The sequence below is a fragment of the Limnobacter parvus genome (assembly GCF_024623725.1).
Classification (GTDB): Bacteria; Pseudomonadota; Gammaproteobacteria; order Burkholderiales; family Burkholderiaceae_B; genus Limnobacter; species Limnobacter parvus.
In genome coordinates, this window is sequence record NZ_JANKHG010000001.1 from 365,296 (window position 1) to 383,708 (window position 18,413).

Annotated in this window: 17 protein-coding genes; 9 read left to right on the forward strand and 8 right to left on the reverse strand. The window is 53.3% G+C overall.

The genetic code is table 11. The features are described from left to right. The first annotated feature begins 2 nt into the window (after positions 1 to 2). Entirely contained in the window at positions 3 to 1,301 is a 1,299-nt protein-coding gene (locus NSP04_RS01690) for a hypothetical protein (protein ID WP_257510598.1), read from the forward strand. Here the strand turns inward: NSP04_RS01690 and aceK are convergent. Continuing rightward, positions 1,285 to 3,117, reverse strand: coding sequence for a bifunctional isocitrate dehydrogenase kinase/phosphatase (gene aceK / locus NSP04_RS01695; protein ID WP_257510599.1), 1,833 nt, complete (start codon positions 3,115 to 3,117; stop codon positions 1,285 to 1,287). The genes NSP04_RS01690 and aceK overlap by 17 nt on opposite strands. A gap of 121 nt (positions 3,118 to 3,238) precedes the next feature. Between aceK and NSP04_RS01700 the strand changes: the two genes are divergently transcribed. Next, positions 3,239 to 4,471, forward strand: a complete 1,233-nt coding sequence (locus tag NSP04_RS01700; RefSeq protein WP_257510600.1) for an alpha/beta hydrolase family protein — start codon at positions 3,239 to 3,241, stop codon at positions 4,469 to 4,471. A gap of 4 nt (positions 4,472 to 4,475) precedes the next feature. Here the strand turns inward: NSP04_RS01700 and NSP04_RS01705 are convergent, their stop codons facing one another. Then, entirely contained in the window at positions 4,476 to 5,657 is a 1,182-nt protein-coding gene (locus NSP04_RS01705; RefSeq protein WP_306815193.1) for an isovaleryl-CoA dehydrogenase, read from the reverse strand. Positions 5,658 to 5,752: 95 nt separating this feature from the next. Here NSP04_RS01705 and NSP04_RS01710 point away from each other — a divergent pair, with 95 nt between their 5' ends. From NSP04_RS01710 to dksA, 3 genes are read left to right on the forward strand one after another with little or no spacing between them, the layout of a single operon-like run. Beyond that, positions 5,753 to 6,775, forward strand: a complete 1,023-nt coding sequence (locus tag NSP04_RS01710) for an MBL fold metallo-hydrolase (RefSeq protein ID WP_257510601.1) — start codon at positions 5,753 to 5,755, stop codon at positions 6,773 to 6,775. 60 nt (positions 6,776 to 6,835) lie between these two features. After that, complete coding sequence (locus tag NSP04_RS01715; protein WP_257510602.1) at positions 6,836 to 7,828, forward strand: CobW family GTP-binding protein; 993 nt, start codon at positions 6,836 to 6,838, stop codon at positions 7,826 to 7,828. 51 nt (positions 7,829 to 7,879) lie between these two features. Beyond that, on the forward strand, positions 7,880 to 8,305 hold the full coding sequence (gene dksA, locus NSP04_RS01720; RefSeq protein ID WP_257510603.1) for an RNA polymerase-binding protein DksA: 426 nt from the start codon (positions 7,880 to 7,882) through the stop codon (positions 8,303 to 8,305). A 311-nt stretch (positions 8,306 to 8,616) separates the two neighbouring features. Here dksA and rsmI read toward each other — a convergent pair whose 3' ends face one another. Further along, positions 8,617 to 9,507: a 16S rRNA (cytidine(1402)-2'-O)-methyltransferase gene (rsmI, locus tag NSP04_RS01725; protein WP_257510604.1), complete on the reverse strand. Its 891-nt coding sequence runs from the start codon at positions 9,505 to 9,507 to the stop codon at positions 8,617 to 8,619. A 37-nt stretch (positions 9,508 to 9,544) separates the two neighbouring features. Here rsmI and NSP04_RS01730 point away from each other — a divergent pair, with 37 nt between their 5' ends. The 4 genes from NSP04_RS01730 to NSP04_RS01745 all read left to right on the forward strand — a co-directional run bounded on the left by NSP04_RS01730 (position 9,545) and on the right by NSP04_RS01745 (position 11,912). Next, complete coding sequence (locus tag NSP04_RS01730; RefSeq protein ID WP_257510605.1) at positions 9,545 to 10,051, forward strand: YraN family protein; 507 nt, start codon at positions 9,545 to 9,547, stop codon at positions 10,049 to 10,051. An 89-nt stretch (positions 10,052 to 10,140) separates the two neighbouring features. After that, positions 10,141 to 10,743 (forward strand): phosphoheptose isomerase, encoded by a 603-nt coding sequence (locus tag NSP04_RS01735; RefSeq protein ID WP_257510606.1) that lies wholly within the window; start codon positions 10,141 to 10,143, stop codon positions 10,741 to 10,743. Continuing rightward, the gene (locus NSP04_RS01740; protein WP_257510607.1) at positions 10,733 to 11,404 is read left to right on the forward strand and encodes a BON domain-containing protein; all 672 of its coding nucleotides are present in this window, start codon (positions 10,733 to 10,735) and stop codon (positions 11,402 to 11,404) included. Before NSP04_RS01735 ends, NSP04_RS01740 begins: the two co-directional genes overlap by 11 nt. A gap of 19 nt (positions 11,405 to 11,423) precedes the next feature. Beyond that, positions 11,424 to 11,912: a TlpA disulfide reductase family protein gene (locus NSP04_RS01745; protein WP_257510608.1), complete on the forward strand. Its 489-nt coding sequence runs from the start codon at positions 11,424 to 11,426 to the stop codon at positions 11,910 to 11,912. 22 nt (positions 11,913 to 11,934) lie between these two features. On the opposite strand, the gene NSP04_RS01750 is transcribed toward NSP04_RS01745, so the two are convergent. From NSP04_RS01750 to tssG, 5 genes are all read right to left on the reverse strand, one after another. Next, positions 11,935 to 12,390 carry an RNA-binding S4 domain-containing protein gene (locus tag NSP04_RS01750; RefSeq protein WP_257510609.1) on the reverse strand — a complete coding sequence of 152 codons (456 nt, stop codon included), beginning with the start codon at positions 12,388 to 12,390 and terminating at the stop codon, positions 11,935 to 11,937. A gap of 58 nt (positions 12,391 to 12,448) precedes the next feature. Then, positions 12,449 to 13,093: a hypothetical protein gene (locus NSP04_RS01755; protein ID WP_257510610.1), complete on the reverse strand. Its 645-nt coding sequence runs from the start codon at positions 13,091 to 13,093 to the stop codon at positions 12,449 to 12,451. A 139-nt stretch (positions 13,094 to 13,232) separates the two neighbouring features. Then, positions 13,233 to 14,669 (reverse strand): caspase family protein, encoded by a 1,437-nt coding sequence (locus tag NSP04_RS01760; protein WP_257510611.1) that lies wholly within the window; start codon positions 14,667 to 14,669, stop codon positions 13,233 to 13,235. Next, complete coding sequence (tssH, locus tag NSP04_RS01765) at positions 14,638 to 17,322, reverse strand: type VI secretion system ATPase TssH (RefSeq protein ID WP_257510612.1); 2,685 nt, start codon at positions 17,320 to 17,322, stop codon at positions 14,638 to 14,640. Before tssH ends, NSP04_RS01760 begins: the two co-directional genes overlap by 32 nt. After that, complete coding sequence (gene tssG / locus NSP04_RS01770; protein WP_257510613.1) at positions 17,319 to 18,404, reverse strand: type VI secretion system baseplate subunit TssG; 1,086 nt, start codon at positions 18,402 to 18,404, stop codon at positions 17,319 to 17,321. The genes tssH and tssG overlap by 4 nt, the downstream gene beginning before the upstream one ends. Positions 18,405 to 18,413 lie beyond the last annotated feature (9 nt).

The window sequence follows — 18,413 nt, forward strand, 5'->3', positions numbered from 1 at the left end:
TGATGAATAGAGTTCTTAAACTGTGTGGACTTTCAAATACACCCAACGAAAATACCCATGCCCCCACTACAAATCAACGCACATGGTTGGGGGCAATGCGACGCAACGACTACCATCCCGGGCATACATACTCTGCTCAGGAGCTTGGCCAGTTTGCAAGCAATAATTTTCCCCGTGCAGAAGATCGGCCCCAGTTTTTGCGCGATTTGCTTGTGGCGTTTCACAATCCTCATGCGAGCAAGGTAGAAAAAGCAACTCTGTGCAAACACATGGCGAACAGCATGCGCGAGGAAGATTCACTGTACTGTTTGGGAGCCTCCCGACAAGCCAACTTTTTCGCCTCATATTGCATCGATTTGTCACTGCAACAACTTGATCAAAACTACACCGCCGCCCTTGAACAAGATTTGCGCAGCATGCTAAGCCTGTGGGTAAACACCCTTTGCCCCAGTCAGTCCACATTTAACCTGGACGGCATTTTGTACTCCAGGGCAGAGTTGATTACCATGCTTTCAAGTCCAAACCTGATTAGCCGAGAACTTCGACAACCAGTGGGCGGGCTGGCACAGCGCATGGATGCCCGGCTTCAAGGCTACGGCACTTCCGGGAACAGCCAGAACGTGCATGATCAAGCGGTGAGAGACAACGGCAGCCGGATACTCGACATCATGAAAGCGAAACACAGAAAAACACGGGAACTTAGTTCGGCCGAGATCAATTTGTATGTGGGAACAGCAATAAGCAATTGCAACGCTACAAACTCAGACAAAGCACTCATGCGCCAAGGTCTAAAAATTTGCACCAGCAACACGTCGCGCGACAACAATTGGGCGGTTAACATCAACCCAAAAAGGGTGTTGGGTCATGTTTGCCAGTACATCCAGGCCACTCAAGACTCGGGAATGCGAGATCATCTGAAACAGTCCTTACTGAGCAGGTTTCGAGAAATCGAACTAGAGAAACCCTGCGTAACAGGACTTTTGCAACGCTTGTTAGACATACCCAGTGGCATTGACCCTGACATGAACTTTGCCGGTAAAGCACGGCAAGTGGGTGAAGACGTGGTTACCGTGGCGGCCAAAACTTACGAGCAATTCAACACTTTAATTGAGGAAGGCATTGAAGCGATACCGGCAGCACAACGCAACAGCGACGCTCAGAACAACGCGATTGGCGCGATTGGCCAGAACATGTTTGAAGCACGCATTAACCAAGACTTGAAACGCCTAGGGGGCTTGACTGAAGCAGAAATAGCACCCCACCGTGAACGCCTGAAGGTAGGCTTTAATGCGCCTTCTTGATAAACCGGTTGGTAAACCGCACCGCTTCGGAATACGGGAAAATGTCTTCAATGTGCCCACCACCAATGCGGTCTTTGCGTTCTTGCCAAAACTCGTATTCGAGCAAATCCCGATGCCTTCCCAAAAACGCCTTGCGCACTCTTCTATCGCCCAACAAGAAATGCCCAAACTCTTCGGGGAACACGTCTTTCGGGCCCACGGTGTACCAGGGCTCTGAAGACATCTCCGCCTCCGGGTTGGGTGCATCGGGTATGCGACGGAAATTGCAATCCGTCATGTACTCAATTTCATCGTAGTCGTAGAACACCACGCGGCCCAAACGGGTCACACCAAAGTTCTTGAACAGCATGTCACCGGGGAAAATATTCGCGGCGGCAAGCTGTTTGATGGCGTTGCCATACTCTGTAATTCCGTGCTCCACTTCCGCGTCTGTGCCCTGCTGCAGGTAAATATTCAGTGGGGTCATGCGCCGTTCAATGTACACATGCTTGATCACCACGGTGTCGTCTTCAAAAGTCAGCGAACTTTCGCAGGTGTCTTTCAAGTGGTCCAGCAATTCTTCTGAAAAGCGATTCAGCGGCAAGCCCACATGGCTGTACTCCCAAGTGTCAGCCATGCGGCCCACTCGGTCATGTTCCTTCACCAACTGGTACTTGCGCATCACGCCGGCACGGTCAATTTCTTTGGAAGGTGCAATTTTGTCTTTGATCAGTTTGAACACATACGGGTAAGAAGGCAGTGTGAACACCGCCATCACCAAACCCTTGATGCCCGGGGCCACAATAAATTCGTCGTGCGAATGTTTCAGGTGATGCAAAAAGTCGCGGTAAAACAGGGTTTTTCCTTGCTTGTGCAAGCCCAGCATGGTGTACATCTCTGCTTTGGGTTTGTTGGGCAACAAGGTGCGCAAAAACTGCACATAGGCTCCCGGCGTTTCCATATCGACCAGAAAATAAGCCCGCGTGAAACTGAAAAGTGTGGCAATTTGCTGCACATTGAACAACACAGTGTCGATGTACAACTTGCCCGATGAGTCCCGAAGAATTGGTATGGCAAAAGGCTGAGGCATGTTGGCATTGATGAACTTGCCAATGATATACGCGCCCTTGTTGCGGAAAAACAGGCTGGAAAGCACTTGAATCTGGCAATCCGGATCGACCTTGATGGGGCGTGGCATCACCTTTCGGGTTGCATGGACCACATAGCGCAGGTCACGTTCCAAATCCACAAACTCGGCATTCAGTGAAAAGTCCTGAATCAAACGCTTCAGTGTTTTCCGCAGACCACCACTTTTCGGGTTGGCTGGGTAATAGCTACGGTATGAAGGGGGATCACTTTCTACATAATCGGTGCTCACTGCAGGGCGCACAAATAGAAAGCGATTGTGGTAATAGTCGCGGTGCAGAATTTTGGTTAGCGCCGAATTGAAGAAGGTTTCAGCCAGCTCGGGCTGTTTGTGATCCACCAGGTAGGTCACAAAACGGGTTTTAATTTTTGCCCACACCGACTCACTCATCAAGAGCGAACCATAATTGCGGCGCAACAGGTCAACTGCTTCCTTCACACGCTCATCGTAAAAATCAATACGATCACGGGCCAGTTGCTGAATCAGGTGCCAGTCGCCCTCTTCAAACAGCTTTTTGGATTGTTGTGCACAATAACGAAACAGGCGGTAGTGCTTGTCGAAGCCCGCCAGAATATCGCTGGCCACTTTCTTGGAAAGCTCACGCTCTTCTTCCTCGCTCAAGTGGCTGGTTTCGCTGAGTTCGCCAAAGTCGTCCTCAAGTGTTTTCAGGTCCAGGGGCAGGCTGCTCATAAACTGGCTTCACTCCATATGATGAACTGTCGATTCTACGAGATCCCTTCCGCCTTTGCGCAAGAAAATCCAAAACTTGCACGAACTCAGTATGATTGGGGTGTAGTCAAAGGAAGAAGTCATGCGAAGTTGTTTCAAATGGATTTACCTGCTGTTGCTGCCATTGCTGGTGTGGGCCTGCAGCGGAGAAAACAATTCCGGCGACACTGCCACGCCCAGTGCCATTCAGTCATCCGAGGCCTTTGGCTGGCCCGCATCGGTTCAAGGTGAAAACCCGCCCGAAAGTCCGCTCCCAGCTCAGGCCAACAACGATGTCCTGTTTCAACTGGGCCTGGTCAGCGACATGCTGCCGCGCCAACAGTTGGCCGGGGTGGTCGATCCCATCGCCTTGGGCTACACGCTCAGCGACATCACCGACCCCGCTTTGCTGGAATTCCAGATTCGCGCCTTGGCGGCTCAATTGAACGATGGTTCCCGAGTGGACCAAGTGTTTCACTGGTACGGTCACCCCGAGAATAACGAGTCCGTGGCCTTGGTTCCTGTTGAATTCCAGAACCGCTATGGCACGCGTCTGCACGGGGAAATTGTGCTGCCCAAGCGCGGGCAAACCGAGGCCACGGCTCAAAAATACCCGGTTATTTTGGCGCTCGAAGGTTTGAACACCAACACCGCCATGTACCGCTGGTGGCATCAGTTGTTTGCTGATGCGGGCTACCTCGTGTTTGCTTTCGATTTTTCCGGTCAGGGCCGGTCCGATGATGAAGTACAAGGCGACCCGGGCAACAACATTGAAGAAGCGCAGGATGCGCTCACCTACCTGTTGAACAATTCGCCTGTGCGTCAGTTCATTGACCCCGCTCGCATTGGCGTAATCGGCCACAGCATGGGCGCTATTGCTACCATGGGCTTACAGGCCGTTGAACCGCGCTTGAAGGCTGCAGTGGCGGCCGCCCCCATCAGCGAAATTCAATCGGTATTCGATAAAAACCCGATCCCCGTGATGATCCAGACAGGCGATCACGATGGCCCCATCGCCCCAATTGTTGCCGTGAACCCCGCTGTGGTGCGCCCTGTGTACGACAAGCTGACCAACGACCGCGCCTTCATTGTGGCCGACGCCGCCAGCCACGCACAACACACCAACTACCCGCTGCTGCCCACATCCACTTGGGGGCGTGAAATTGCCGCGCAATATTCACTGGCCTGGATGAACTACCATTTGCTGGGCGACACTGAAGCACTGAAGGTGCTTCAAACCGCGCACCCCAGGCTGAGTTATTTGTGGAAAAGTGAAGTGGTGATTGGGCAAGACAAGCGGGTGTTCAAATCCGCCGGGCCTGCCCTGCCCCAATAAGTGCTTACAGGGTTTCCGAGAAAAGCTCGCGTCCAATCAACATGCGGCGAATTTCGCTGGTGCCCGCACCAATCTCGTACAGCTTGGCGTCACGCCACAAGCGACCACACGGGTATTCGTTGATGTATCCGTTGCCGCCCAGAATTTGAATCGACTCGCCCGCCATCCAGGTGGCTTTTTCAGCTGAATACAAAATTGCGCCTGCGCAATCTTTGCGCAGTTTGCGCACGGTGTCGGGTGTGGCCTTGTCGCAGGCCTTGCCCACTTGGTACACATAGGCGCGGGTGGCCATCATGGTGGAATACATGTCGGCCAACTTGCCCTGAATCAGCTGAAATTCACCAATGCTTTGGCCGAACTGTTTGCGGTCGTGCACATAAGGCACCACCACGTCCATAGCCGCCGCCATTATGCCCAGCGGCCCACCGGAAAGCACGGCGCGTTCAAAATCAAGCCCACTCATCAGCACGTTCACACCACGACCCACCTTGCCCAACACATGGGTTTCTGGAACCTCGCAGTCTTCGAACACCAATTCGCCGGTGTGGCTGCCTCGCATGCCCAGCTTGTCGAGCTTCTGAGCAATTGAAAAACCCTTAAAGCCTTTCTCGATCAAGAATGCAGTAATGCCGTGTGGCCCAGCCGCCAAGTCGGTTTTGGCGTAAACCACCAACACATCGGCATCCGGCCCGTTGGTAATCCACATTTTGTTGCCATTCAGTACGTACTTGTCGCCCTTTTTATCAGCACGCAACTGCATGCTGACCACGTCTGAACCCGCATTGGGTTCGCTCATGGCCAATGCACCAATGTGCTCGCCGGAAATCAGCTTCGGCAGGAAGGTGTTGCGCTGCCAATCGTTGCCATTGCGACGAATCTGGTTCACACACAGGTTGGAATGGGCACCGTAGCTCAGCGCCACCGAGGCGCTGGCCCGTGAAATTTCTTCCATGGCCACAATGTGGGCCAAATAACCCATGCCACTGCCGCCCAGTTCTTCTTCAACCGTCAGCCCCAACAAGCCCATCTCACCCATTTTTCGCCACAAATGCATGGGGAATTGGTCGGTTTTGTCCATTTCAGCCGCCAAAGGGGCAATTTCCGCTTGGGCAAAGGTTTGTACTGCATCGCGCAGGGCGTCGATGTCTTCTCCAAGATCAAACTGAAGTCCTGGCAAATTCAACATATCAAAGTCTCCGCAGAAGTTAGGCTTTTCTGAAATGATGCCCTACAATCAGGCCCTTCACCCTTACAAGCGACTGAAAAGTCACCAGAAAACACATGGGAATTGAACGTTTGTTTGAACCGCCCGTCTTGGGCCAACCAATCCCGGTTGCACCGGGCGTGCTTTGGTTGCGTTTGCCACTGCCTTTTGCGCTGGACCACATCAATGTGTGGCTGCTCGAGGAAGAAAACCAGTACACCCTGGTTGACTGTGGCGCTGGCCTGCCCGATGTGGCCGCCATGTGGGAAGACATTGAAAAAACCTTGTTTGTACGCAAACCGCTGGGCCGAATCATTTGCACCCACGCCCACCCCGACCACATTGGCATGGCAGGCCCTTTGGCGCGCCGCCACGGCGTGCATGTGCACATGTCCACCGGGGAATACTTCATGGCGCGCGGCTTGTGCGCCAACCTGCCCGGGTTCGATGCCAATACTCTGAGTACCTTCATGGCAGGCCATGGACTGGTGAATGAGAAAAAAGCCGATGAAACACTGGAAGCGCGCGGCGGCATGTTTTCTCGATTGGTGCCTGAGCCCCCCTTGAACTACCAGCGCATACAGCACGGCGATGAAATTGAAATTGGTGGCCACGTGTGGCGCTGCCATGCAGGCTTCGGGCACAGCCCGGAACACATCAGCTTGGTGTGCGACAGCCTGAACCTGATGATCAGCGGCGACATGCTGCTGCCTACCATTTCAACAAATGTAAGTGTTTATGGCATTGAACCTGAAGGCAACCCACTGCTGCTGTTCTTGAAATCAGTGCAATGCATGGCCCAGTTGTCTGACAAACTTGTTGTATTGCCTTCCCATGGCGTGCCTTTCAAAGGGGTCCACGACCGCTGTGCCCAACTGCTTCGCCACCACGATCACCGCTTGAACGAACTGCTTGAAGCTTTGAAAGAAAAACCGCTGACTGCGCGCCAAGCCATCAGTGTTCTATTCAGAAGGGAAATGGATGGGCACCAAATGAGCTTTGCCATGGGCGAAGCCGTCGCCCACCTGCACTACCTGTGGTACAAAGGCGTGGTGAAGCGTTCGGCCGTTGAAGGCGTTTGGACCTTTGAAGCCCTTTAAATACGAACAAATGCCCCCATTTCGGCCATTGACCCAATTTTTGCAGCAAACAAAAGCACCATGAACCAAGCAGCCCCCCACAACATGATTCCAGTGACCATCCTGACCGGTTTTCTGGGCAGTGGAAAAACCACTTTGTTGAACCGAATTCTGAAAGAAAACCACGGCATGAAAATCGCAGTGATTGAAAACGAATTTGGAGAAGAAGGCGTCGACAACGACCTGCTAATGCAGAATGAGCAGGAAAATATTGTTGAAATGAACAACGGCTGCCTGTGTTGCACAGTGCGCGGCGACTTGGTGCGCATTCTGGGCGAAATGGCGGCCAAGCGCCTTGCCGGTACCATCAAATTTGATCGTGTGGTGATTGAAACCACCGGCATGGCCGACCCAGGCCCTGTGGCGCAAACCTTCTTTGTCGACGATTTGGTCGCTGAAAGCTTTATTCTGGATGCTGTTATTACCGTGGTCGATGCCAAGCACGGCATGCAGCAACTCGACGAGCACCGCGAAATTCAGCAACAGGTAGGCTTTGCCGACCGAATTTTGCTTTCAAAAACTGATTTGTGCACGGAAGACGACGTCACCGCGTTGAAACGCCGGCTAGTTAAAATGAATGCGCGCGCTGAAATGATGATTTCTGAATTCGGCGTGGCGCCAATTGACAAACTGCTGGACGTGCGTGGTTTCAACCTGAATTCCATACTGGACATTGCGCCCGACTTTCTGGACGAAGACAAACACACCCACAACGACGAAATTCAAAGCTTTGTGTTCAAAAGCACCAAAGCATTTGACGGGCAAAAGTTTGAAGAATTCATGGGGTCGGTTACACAAGTGTACGGGCCAGACATGTTGCGCTACAAAGGCATACTGAACATCAAGGCCAGTGACCGTCGTGCCCTTTTTCAGGGTGTGCACATGCTGATGGGTTTGGACTGGGGTAGGAAATGGGAACCCAGCGAGAAAAAAGAAAGCAAAATTGTGTTCATTGGGCGTAAACTCCCCAAGGAATTTATCACCCAAGGGTTAGAGCTTTGTTTGGCCCGATAGCGGATATACTGGTATATAGTCGTAAAAAACAAAAGGACTAGAGGCTGTGCTATGACCACTGAAAAAACGCAACTCATCACTGAGAAACAACTACTCGCGATGAAAGAAGACGATTACATGAACGAGGTGCAGCTGGCCTTTTTCCGTCAACGGCTTCAAGAAATGGAAAAGGAATTGCTGGCCAACGCTGGCGAAACCACGGAGCACCTGCGCGAAACCGTTGTGGTGCCTGATCCGGCTGACCGCGCCACCATCGAAGAAGAGCATGCACTTGAACTTCGCACCCGCGATCGCGAACGCAAATTGCTCAAGAAAATTCAGCAGTCCATTCAAAAAATTGATGCAGGTGAATACGGATGGTGTGAAGAAACAGGCGACCCCATTGGTGTGGCGCGTTTGTTGGCACGCCCCACCGCCACCTTGTCGCTGGAAGCACAACAGCGTCGGGAATTGAAACAGCGCATGTACGGGGATTGATTTCCCGGTTTTGCTATAGTGAAGGAAAGCACATTGACCTTGGGTTGATGTGCTTTTTTTACGACCAAGTGGGGTAGTCCGTTTCCGCTGATCACCTTGTACCCCAGTCGGCGCGAGTCCCAATCATTCGCCTGAAAACCTGATTCTCCCTTTTTGAAATTCACCCTGACTCACCTCGCTCGGCCAGAGGCCGACATCAAATTAGGCCGTCTGTTTTGCCTAATTTGATGAGCCAAGATGAACTTCAAAAAGGGAGATAGCGGTTTTCGGTGCGGAACAAGTGAACCACGACGAGCTGGCTGAAGCTGCCATCATGTATTTCCAGCGTTTTTCAACTCAAGCGCCCGGTTGTACACCGTGTTTTTGGCCAGGCCAGTGGCCTTTACCACCAAGGCCACTGCAGTTTTCAATGGCAATTCGGCCATCAACAAAGCCAGCCAGGCGTCCAAATCAGCGCTGGCTTGTGCGTTAGTAGCGTCGTCTTCTGAAATCGCGCTGCCTTCAATCACCCAAGCCCATTCACCACGTTCCGAATTGGGGTCTTGCCGTATTTGCGCAAACACCGCATCGCCCAACCCCCGGTAAAACGTTTCGAACTGCTTGGTCAGCTCGCGGCCTGCGCACATGTTGCGGTTGCCCGCGCCCAATGTTTCCAGGTCATCCACCAATTGCATCACCCGATGCGGTGCTTCAAAAACAACCTGCGGTTCCGGGCAAGCCAGCCAGCCTTTCAACTCATCAAGGCGGCTTTTTCCTTTGGCTGGCAAAAACCCCCGAAAGGTAAAAGCAGCATCCACCAACCCACTGGCGGCCACAACCGCCAACACGCTGCTGGCACCTGGCACGGGCACTACCTTAAACCCGGCCTCGGCCACACAGCGCACCACCACAGCACCGGGATCCGATACCGCAGGCGTGCCCGCGTCGCTGACCAAGGCAATCGATTCACCCCGCTGCAAGCAGGCCAGCACACCCTGCGCACTTTCGCGTTCGTTGTGGGCATGGTGCGCCATCAAGGGTTTTTTAATGCCCAAAGCGTCCAGCATGCGGGCTGTGTTTCGGGTGTCTTCAGCGGCAATGCGGTCCACCTGTTCCAGCACCGCGCGTGCACGCAGGCTTAAGTCACCCATATTGCCGATGGGGGTTGCCACCACATAGAGTGAAGGCTCACGCTTCGTTTCAGCCCTTGCCTCAGAATTCATAGAATCCTTTACTCCATCCACATCACCGGCTTTCTGCATGGCATTCACACCCAAATCCAAAGTTCCTGAATTGTCCGGCATTCCGTGGGGCACACGCAAATCCAGATCACGAAAAGCCGTAATTCCGTGGGTCTCGCCCAAAGAAAAACCCGCCAGTGTAATTCCTGCCGCACCGAACGAACACAAACTGGCCATTCTTGCCCAAGGGCAACTGGCGGAAATACAAGCTCTACGCCTGCTGGAATCGAAGGGCTTGGTGCTGATCGCCCAAAACCACCGGTGCCGCTGTGGTGAAATCGACCTGATCATGGCGCAAGGCGACACTGCAGTTGTTGTTGAGGTGCGCCTGCGCAGCAACAACAGGCACGGCAGCGCACTTGAAAGCATTTCCACCCACAAACAAAGCCGCGTAACACGTTGCGCGAAGCTGTGGTGGGTGCAGCAGGGTCAACGCAAGTTCAAGCACCTGCGTTTTGATGTGGTAGCTCTGGAAAATGGAACCGATGCGCAGTGGGTGCAAAATGCGTGGCAAATCAGCAACTAAACCCGGATCAAACCGATGTAACAAGCCAAGTGTGCGCAACGGGCTAACCTATAATGAAAGCCTCGATAACCGCCAAAAGGCCTGTCGCCATGGACTTGATCACTCGCATTACCCAACAATTTGATGAAAGCATTGCTGCCAAGCAGGCGGCCACCGAAGAACTGGCCGGGCCAATTTCCGAGGCCATTGAACTGATGGTGAATGCGCTCACCAACGGCGGAAAGGTTCTGGCCTGCGGAAACGGTGGTTCAGCAGGCGATTGCCAGCACTTTGCGGCGGAATTGGTGGGGCGGTTTGAACGCGAGCGGCCAGGTTTGGCGGCAATTGCGCTAACCACGGATTCGTCGGCGCTGACAGCAATTGGCAATGACTACAGCTTCAACGAAATTTTTTCGAAGCAGGTGGCGGCCATTGGCCAACCAGGCGATGTGTTGCTGGCCATATCCACCAGCGGCAATTCGAAGAACGTACAAATGGCCATTGAAGCCGCCCATGCCCGCGACATGAACGTGGTTGCCTTGACCGGCAAAGGTGGTGGTCAAATGACCCAGCAATTGAAAGAAGGCGATGTGCATGTGTGTGTGCCACACAATCGCACCGCCCGAATTCAGGAAATACATCTGTTGTCGATCCATTGCATTTGCGATGGCATCGATTTGAGTTTACTTGGAGAAGAAGAAAATGAGTCGTAATCCCCTGTTTTTCGCCCGCACACGATCCTCTGCCATCAGCGCTGTGCTGGTGGCCTCACTGGCAGCACCGCTGCTTGGTGGTTGTTTCGTGGGTGCCATGGCAGGCATTACTGCAGGCTCACTGGCTGCTGCCGATCGCCGCACCGTGGGCACACAGGTCGAAGACCGCACCCTACAAGTGAAAGCCGAAAGTGCAATCCGTGAAAGCTTTGGTGAAAATGTTCACATCAATGCCACGGTGTACAACCGTCAAATTTTGTTGACTGGCGAAGCACCAGATGAAACCATTCGCAGTCAGGTAGAAGCGCGCGTTTCAACACTGCCCAATATTCGCTTGATCGTGAACGACATTCAGATCGGCTTCAAAAGTTCGCTATCAGCCCGCTCAAACGATGCCTTCATTACCGGCAAGGTCAAAGCCTCGCTGGTTGATGCGCAAGACATTTTTGCCAACTCATTCAAAGTGACTACCGAAGCGGGTGTGGTGTATCTGATGGGCTTGGTCACCGAGCGTGAAGCCAATCGCGCAGCCTCTATTGCTGCGGGTGTACCCGGCGTGGTCAAAGTGGTCAAAGTGCTGGAATTGATTTCCGAGGCTGAACTTTCCCGCCTGTCGACCACTCCAAACAACGGAACCGAACCAGCAGCAGGGCCACGTTAACTGGACCTGAAAATCTAGTATGAAAAAATTTCTTTCATTGTTTGCATCCCTTGCAGTGGTCAGCTTGCTGACTGCCTGCGGGGGCGACAAAGCACCACAGGTGGACTACACCACCATTGAAGGCCAAACCATTACGCCTGCCGATTACCAAGGCCAAGTGATGCTGGTGAACTTCTGGGCCACCAGTTGCGTCACCTGTGTGAAAGAAATGCCCGACATTGTGGACACACACAACAAATTCAAAGACCAGGGTTTTCGAACCATTGCCGTGGCCATGAGCTACGATCGCCCCGATTACGTGGTGAACTTTGCGAAAACACGGCAACTGCCTTTTGATGTGGCGCTGGATGTTTCAGGCAACATTGCCAAGGCATTCGACGATGTGCAAATTACGCCCACCACTTACATCATCAATCGCAAAGGTGAAATCATCAAAACCTATGTGGGCGAACCCGACTTTACAGCGCTGCATGCGCTGATTGAAAAATCACTGGCTGAGAAGGTTTAAGTACCTTACTCGTCACCCTACCTTATTCATCACCCCATTTGAAGTCGTCCATCACGCGGCGGTCCCGTTTGGTGGGCCGCGCCTTGATTTCCAGTGCAGGGTCTTTCATCAGTTTGCGGTTCGCCGCGCGCTCGGCCCGCTTCTTTGCGCTTTCCATGGTTTCTTCGTACAAGCCCTTGGCAATCGTTGCGCTGCCCCGCTTGTCGCCCAGTCCTTTCACCACCAGAACCATGTCGTCCCAACCCGCAGGCACAGTCAGCACATCGCCCACCTGCACGCCGTAAGCAGGTTTCACTCGCTCGTCGTTGCACTTCACCTTGCCACCTTCCACTTCTTCAGTGGCAAGCGAACGGGTTTTGTAAAACCGGGCGGCCCACAACCATTTGTCAATGCGCACCTTGGCACCCGGTGCTGAAAAATCAGTTTTACCATTGGGTGTTTTGGCGGGTTCGGGGGCTTTGTTTTTACTGCGACTCACTGTGTCTCCGAGCGTTGATTGGCCTGTACTGCTCGGGAAATTATGCCAGAAGCAACGCTCAGTTGGCCCCGTTCTTGGCCAGGTACCAGCCAGTGTGGGTAGGGCGAAGCGCCATTTCAATCACGAAGCTGGGCTGCAAGGTACTGGCAACCGCAGTGCCGGTGGTTAGCGTGAACACGCTGGGGTCAAACGATTCCACCTTCAGGTTTTTAAAGTGGTTGATCATGTGCGCGTCTTTCAGGCTGGCCTCGAAACGTGCGGAAACTGCATCGTCCAGGCCAAACGGTTTGTTCTCATTGAAATCCACTGTTTTTTCTACCCACAGGCGGCCAAAGCAAAGTGCCTCGTTGTCGCCTTGTGGGCCTTGTCTGAAGTGCACACCTTCGAGTTTTTTCAAACCGCTGGAAGGCATGATGACCCAGCGCCCGTCACGGGTCTGCATAATGTCCAGCAAGCCCGACAAGTCCCAGGCCTTTACATCGCGCGCTACTGCGCTGTTGGGGGGGATCTGGTCACGCGAATATTGATCAATGGCCTCAGTGCTGGGCAGCCGGGCGCACAGCGCTCCATGGCTAAGAATGAAAGTCTCTGCACGGGCGCCTTTCAGCAAGTTGTCGTTGCTTAAATCGGTTCTTGGATTGCAGGCAGTTAACAAGCCCAAAGCCAAGCCAAAGCCCATCCATTTCACTGCAGCACGCATCATTTTTAAATTCCTTTTTCACTTGCTACCAGTGTGCACGGGCTTGGGAACACGCAATAGCGGAAAAAAGCCTGAAAACCCGTGTCAGTTGGAAAGTTTAAAAACTGTGAATACCCCGCAGCGCTGCGGGCTTAACGCCGTGCTATTTGCGTTCATGTCCCAAAGCGCGCGGTGGCGAATAACCCAATTGCCTTGCACGCGCTTCAGCCTGTGCCGCCAACAAGGGCTGGGCCGATTCCCGGTAGTACAAGGCCAGCTCGTAACTTGCAATGCCGTTGCCCAAGCCACTGGCGTATTGCAGCCAACCCACATAACGCAACATGGCTTGTTCGGTTTCCAGTTGCCGGTGAAGCCTTGCAATTCGGGCAGCGGCGTCTTTGTCTCCACGCGCAGCCCGGTTCAACTCGCTTGTCGAATCAATGCTTTGCTCGGTCGCTACAGGCATCACAAAGCTTGTTTTAAACAGCTTCACGTCTTTGTTGCGCAAAATGCGAAGCGCGTCGGCGGCACCTGTCTGGTACAGCGCCACTGAACTGGCTTGTGGACTGTTTGGGTATTTTTCCAGAAATTCCTTGCAACGCTTTAGCAAGTCAACTGGCCATTCTGTACTTTGAATCAGCTGCAAGTCGGCTTTCTCTTCCGGGCTCATTTTCACCGCTTGCTCATCGCCGCTGACTACACCGCGCCAGGTCAAAGGCACCTGCACTTTGGCATTGTCTGCAATAAACGGGTACTGCGCCAACTGGCGAATGGCATTCAATGGGTGGTTCAACATGGTTTGCTCCACATCGGCTTTGACCATGCGGAACAAGTCATTGAAGGTAATGTGGTCGGCCGATTCACGCAGCAACTTGACCAATGATGCCGTGTAGAACGTGTTTTGGTTCGGATTGTCGGGCGACACAGCAGGTCGACCAGCCCCGGTTGAAAAACACACCATGCTGCCCAAAGGGGCTTCAACCTGGTTCAAGCCTTCGCCGTCACCAAAGGCATTCCGAAGGTCGGTTCGGCAAGCATCTATCACTGTAATGTTCAAGGCCTCGGGGCGTGATGGCAAAGCCGCCAGCAGCTTTTGCTGCAACACCAGTGAACGCGCCAGCAAATCTTTGCGCGGTGCCGTGGGGTTTGAACCCGAACCCAACAGCAAATTATTCGAATCCACTTGCAGGCCGTGGCCCGCGTAGTAAAACAGCGTTACCGCATCGCGCGGGGCCGCTGCCACACGCTTTACAAATTCGCTCACCGTGGTTTGCAGGCTTGCCTCGTCCAGGTTCATTGCCTGGCTTACATCAAACCCACGCAAGGCGAGCACCTCAGCCATGTCCGTCACATTTTTCTGAATGGGTGGCAGGTCGTGTGGCACGGGGTAGTCGCCATTGCCAATGATCAAGGCAAGACGCTGTGCGCTGGGTGGTGAATTGCTTGTAGCAGAGGAGTTTGCCTGTGCACCAGAAAACTTCAGTGCCATGAATGGCAAACCCACCAAGCCTACAAATACATCCAATGATGCACGCAATGCACTTCTGCGGCCTGGGCACTGCAGGGTGTTATTGATAGTGGTAAACGAACTCTTGGCCATCGGTGCGAATGCTCAACTGGGTCACCGGTTTGCCTTCCAAAGTCGCTTGCAAGAGTTTGCGGCTGATGGTGGGCAATACCGTGTTGCTTAAAATTGCCCCTACCATTCGCCCGCCAGAATCGGCCTCGGTACAGCGTGCAACAATTCGGTCGATCACCGACGGTGCAATATCAACTGAAATACGATGGGCTTTGGCAATGCGCTGCTCAATTCTTGCAAGCTGCAAGCGCACAATCTCAGCCAGCATGGCGCTGGAAAGTGGGTAGTAAGGCACCACTTCCAAACGCCCCAACAGGGCAGGTGGAAACACTTGCAACATAGGTGCCCGCAAAGCCTGCACAAGTTCCTCAGGTTGCGGAAGTTGTTTGCTATCGCTTAAGCCATTGTTGGCCAAGCCTTGCTTGCAAAGGCCCATCAGGGTGCTGGTGCCCACGTTGGTGGTCAGCAAAATCAGCGTGTTTCGAAAATCAATTTTTCGGCCTTCGCCGTCTTCCATCCAGCCTTTGTCGAATACCTGAAAAAACAGTTCATGCACATCGGGGTGGGCTTTTTCCACTTCATCCAGCAGCACCACACTGTAGGGTTTACGGCGCACCGCTTCGGTCAGCACCCCGCCCTCGCCGTAACCCACATAGCCGGGGGGCGCGCCTTTTAACGACGAAACCGTGTGTGCTTCCTGGTACTCGCTCATGTTGATGGTGATCACATTGTGTTCACCGCCGTACAAATTCTCGGCCAGCGCCAAGGCAGTTTCAGTTTTACCCACACCGGAAGTACCCGCCAACATGAACACACCCACGGGCTTGTTGGGGTCATCCAGCCCGGCCCGGTTGGTTTGAATTCGCCGTGCAATGGTTTCCAGTGCATGGGCTTGCCCAATAATGCGTGTGCCCAATGAATCGGCCAAATTCAGCACGTTTTCAATTTCATTGCGCACCATGCGCCCCACGGGAATACCTGTCCAGTCGGCCACCACAGAGGCCACACACTGGGCGTCCACTTGTGGGTGAATCATGGGTGTTTCGCATTGCAAGGTTTTAATCTCGGTTTCCAGTGCCTTCAGTTGCGCCAAATTGACCAACGCTTGCTCATTGTGTTGTTCTTCAAGCGGCGTTTTTTCGACCAGTTGCCTTACTTCAAGCAATGAATCCAGAATTCGTTTTTCCTGAGCCCACTGAACATTCAATTGCGCCAATTGCAGGTCAAGCTTCTGAACACTTTCATCAATTTCAGCCATGCGCGCTGCGTGTTCACGCCCAAATGCGGTTTCCTTTTCAATGGCCGTGCGTTCGGTGTGCAAAGCGTGCAACTGCTTTTGGAGCAGTTCAATGGGTGCCGGTATGGCATGCTGTGAAACAGCCACGCGGGCACAAGCGGTGTCTAGCAGGCTGATGGCTTTGTCTGGCAACTGGCGCGCGGGAATGTAACGGTGCGACAACTTCACCGCAGCTTGCACTGCTTCATCAAGCAACCACACCCGGTGGTGGGCTTGCATGGCGGCGGCCAAACCACGCAGCATATCGATGCCCTTCGACTCAGAAGGCTCGTCCACCTGCACCACCTGAAAACGGCGGGTTAGCGCAGGGTCTTTTTCAATGTACTTTTTGTATTCGGCCCATGTGGTTGCGCCAATGGTGCGCAAGGTGCCACGTGCCAAAGCTGGCTTTAACAAATTGGCGGCATCGCCCGTGCCTTGTGCGCCGCCCGCACCGACCAAGGTGTGCACTTCATCAATGAATAAAATCGTGCTTTGCTCGCTGGCTTGAATTTCGTCGATCACCTGCCGCAAGCGTTGTTCAAACTCACCTTTCATGGATGCACCGGCTTGCAGCAAGCCAAGGTCTAGCGTCAAAATTCGCACGTCTTTCAAGGCGGGTGGCACATCGCCTGCCACCACCTGCAACGCAAAACCTTCCACTACAGCGGTTTTTCCAACACCCGCTTCACCGGTAATCAAGGGGTTGTTTTGCCGGCGGCGCAACAGAATATCCACAATTTGCCGCACTTCCAGTTCACGACCGGTCACCGGGTCGATCTGGCCCTTGCGTGCTTTTTCGGTTAAATCAACGGTGTAACGTTTCAGTGCTTCTTCACCGCCCATTTGCGCTGCATGCATGGCACCGCTCGCTTCGCCGGGTACTGCACCAAGCGGTAAGTCAGTGGAGTGCAACAACTGCTCGGGAGACTTTTCTAGGATGCTGGAAAAATTCTCACCCAACGCCGCTTCGCGAATGGATTTAAAACGTGGTGAAATGCGCAACAGTTCTTGCAACAGAAAATCGGTTTTCAAAAGTGCCAGAAGCACATGCCCGGTGCGCACTTTCCCGGCCCCGTACATCAATGAGGCATACACCCACGCACGTTCTACGGCATTGGTAATTGATTCCGACAAATCAGAAATGCCCTGCGCGCCACTGGGCAAACGCTCCAAGCTGCGTTGAACATCAGCCAGCACTGCACTTGCGTCTATATCGAAATGGCGAAGAATGTAATGCCAATCGCTGTCGTCTTGCTGAAGAATGGTCGACACCCAATGCACCAATTCCACATACGGGTTGCCACGCAATTTGCACAACACCGTGGCCCCTTCAACAGATTTGAAAGCGATTGGATTCAAGGTGGCAAACAGCGACACACGGCTGATGTTGCTCATGCAAAACTCCGGGATAAAGAAGAAGATTCAGGAACTGCTGGGCACTTCATGCGCACCACTGCAGGTTTGTTGATTTTTTGAAGGCGAGCCATGGAACCCACCCAAGCTGTTCTGCCCAAACCGGCGGTGCCATTTAACCGGGCTTGAGGAATTTGATCGGTGCGAATTTGCAGTTCATAGTCGCAATCAAATTCCAGCCCAAGGTAAGCGTGGGTGGCTTGAACCAGGCGCGTGCGGCCAGCGCTTTTTGGCAACAAGTTTTGGTAAGCCGAATAAGGCATTGGCCCAATTACCAAAGTAATTTTGCTTTGCGCGCACCACACCCTGCTACCCAACATGGCACCCTGCCCCAAAGCACCCATTCCATTAGCACCAAAGCCGCTCGACCCGCCCTTGGGTTGATCAAGCCTCAGTGGGCTAAGGGTGGGTTGATTGAGCACCAGCCACTGCGCCTGAAAAGGTTTTACCTCCACTGGCTGCCCAGTACAGGCCGACAACACACTGGCCAAACCTTCCTGCGTTTTGGTGCGCCGGCTGAAATGCCCGGCAAGCCCTGCACGAAAATGGGTGGGCAGCGCTTCACGCCCCCAGCTGGTTTGCGCGCCATGTCCCACCAAGCTGTTAAGCCGATTTGAAAACGGGTTGTGCGCTTTGCGGTGGTAAGCAATGTGTGGTTGCGATTCCGCCCATGCGCGGTAAAACAGCAGGTACGCACGGTGGTGAAAAATATCCAGAAACTCGGAAAATGTAGTGTCGTTCCAATGGTGAATTCTGTCGTAAGCATGCTCGGTATAATGCAACGGCAAGGCCCCGTTGGGGCCCAATAAACCAAAGTTTTGAACATACAGTTTTCGAATAGCACCCGCACGTCCCGCTTGAATGGCTTCTTCACGCTGAAAGTCTTGTGTTGCAAAATCAAGGTGGGGGTGCTGCCCAAGCCGAACCGGGTCATCGCGCAATCGCAACGACGTACCCAGCAACGGCCTTTCAGGATTTGCATTTTCGACTTGGCGCAGCAAGGCAAAAAAGTTAGGCGCAGGCGTAATCGCTTTGTTTGTGGGTTTGCTGATCGGCTTGTTCATGGATGTGCT

Excerpts from the sequence above, each read along its gene's own strand:
- dksA (WP_257510603.1), top strand. The coding sequence starts at position 7,880 with ATGACCACTGAAAAAACGCAACTCATCACTGAGAAACAACTACTCGCG.
- NSP04_RS01745 (WP_257510608.1), top strand. The coding sequence starts at position 11,424 with ATGAAAAAATTTCTTTCATTGTTTGCATCCCTTGCAGTGGTCAGCTTG.
- rsmI (WP_257510604.1), bottom strand. The coding sequence starts at position 9,507 with ATGAATTCTGAGGCAAGGGCTGAAACGAAGCGTGAGCCTTCACTCTAT.
- NSP04_RS01740 (WP_257510607.1), top strand. The coding sequence starts at position 10,733 with ATGAGTCGTAATCCCCTGTTTTTCGCCCGCACACGATCCTCTGCCATC.
- NSP04_RS01755 (WP_257510610.1), bottom strand. The coding sequence starts at position 13,093 with ATGATGCGTGCTGCAGTGAAATGGATGGGCTTTGGCTTGGCTTTGGGC.
- NSP04_RS01710 (WP_257510601.1), top strand. The coding sequence starts at position 5,753 with ATGGGAATTGAACGTTTGTTTGAACCGCCCGTCTTGGGCCAACCAATC.
- NSP04_RS01760 (WP_257510611.1), bottom strand. The coding sequence starts at position 14,669 with ATGGCCAAGAGTTCGTTTACCACTATCAATAACACCCTGCAGTGCCCA.
- NSP04_RS01715 (WP_257510602.1), top strand. The coding sequence starts at position 6,836 with ATGAACCAAGCAGCCCCCCACAACATGATTCCAGTGACCATCCTGACC.
- NSP04_RS01735 (WP_257510606.1), top strand. The coding sequence starts at position 10,141 with ATGGACTTGATCACTCGCATTACCCAACAATTTGATGAAAGCATTGCT.
- tssH (WP_257510612.1), bottom strand. The coding sequence starts at position 17,322 with ATGAGCAACATCAGCCGTGTGTCGCTGTTTGCCACCTTGAATCCAATC.
- NSP04_RS01705 (WP_306815193.1), bottom strand. The coding sequence starts at position 5,657 with ATGTTGAATTTGCCAGGACTTCAGTTTGATCTTGGAGAAGACATCGAC.
- tssG (WP_257510613.1), bottom strand. The coding sequence starts at position 18,404 with ATGAACAAGCCGATCAGCAAACCCACAAACAAAGCGATTACGCCTGCG.
- NSP04_RS01700 (WP_257510600.1), top strand. The coding sequence starts at position 3,239 with ATGCGAAGTTGTTTCAAATGGATTTACCTGCTGTTGCTGCCATTGCTG.
- NSP04_RS01730 (WP_257510605.1), top strand. The coding sequence starts at position 9,545 with ATGGCATTCACACCCAAATCCAAAGTTCCTGAATTGTCCGGCATTCCG.
- aceK (WP_257510599.1), bottom strand. The coding sequence starts at position 3,117 with ATGAGCAGCCTGCCCCTGGACCTGAAAACACTTGAGGACGACTTTGGC.
- NSP04_RS01690 (WP_257510598.1), top strand. The coding sequence starts at position 3 with ATGAATAGAGTTCTTAAACTGTGTGGACTTTCAAATACACCCAACGAA.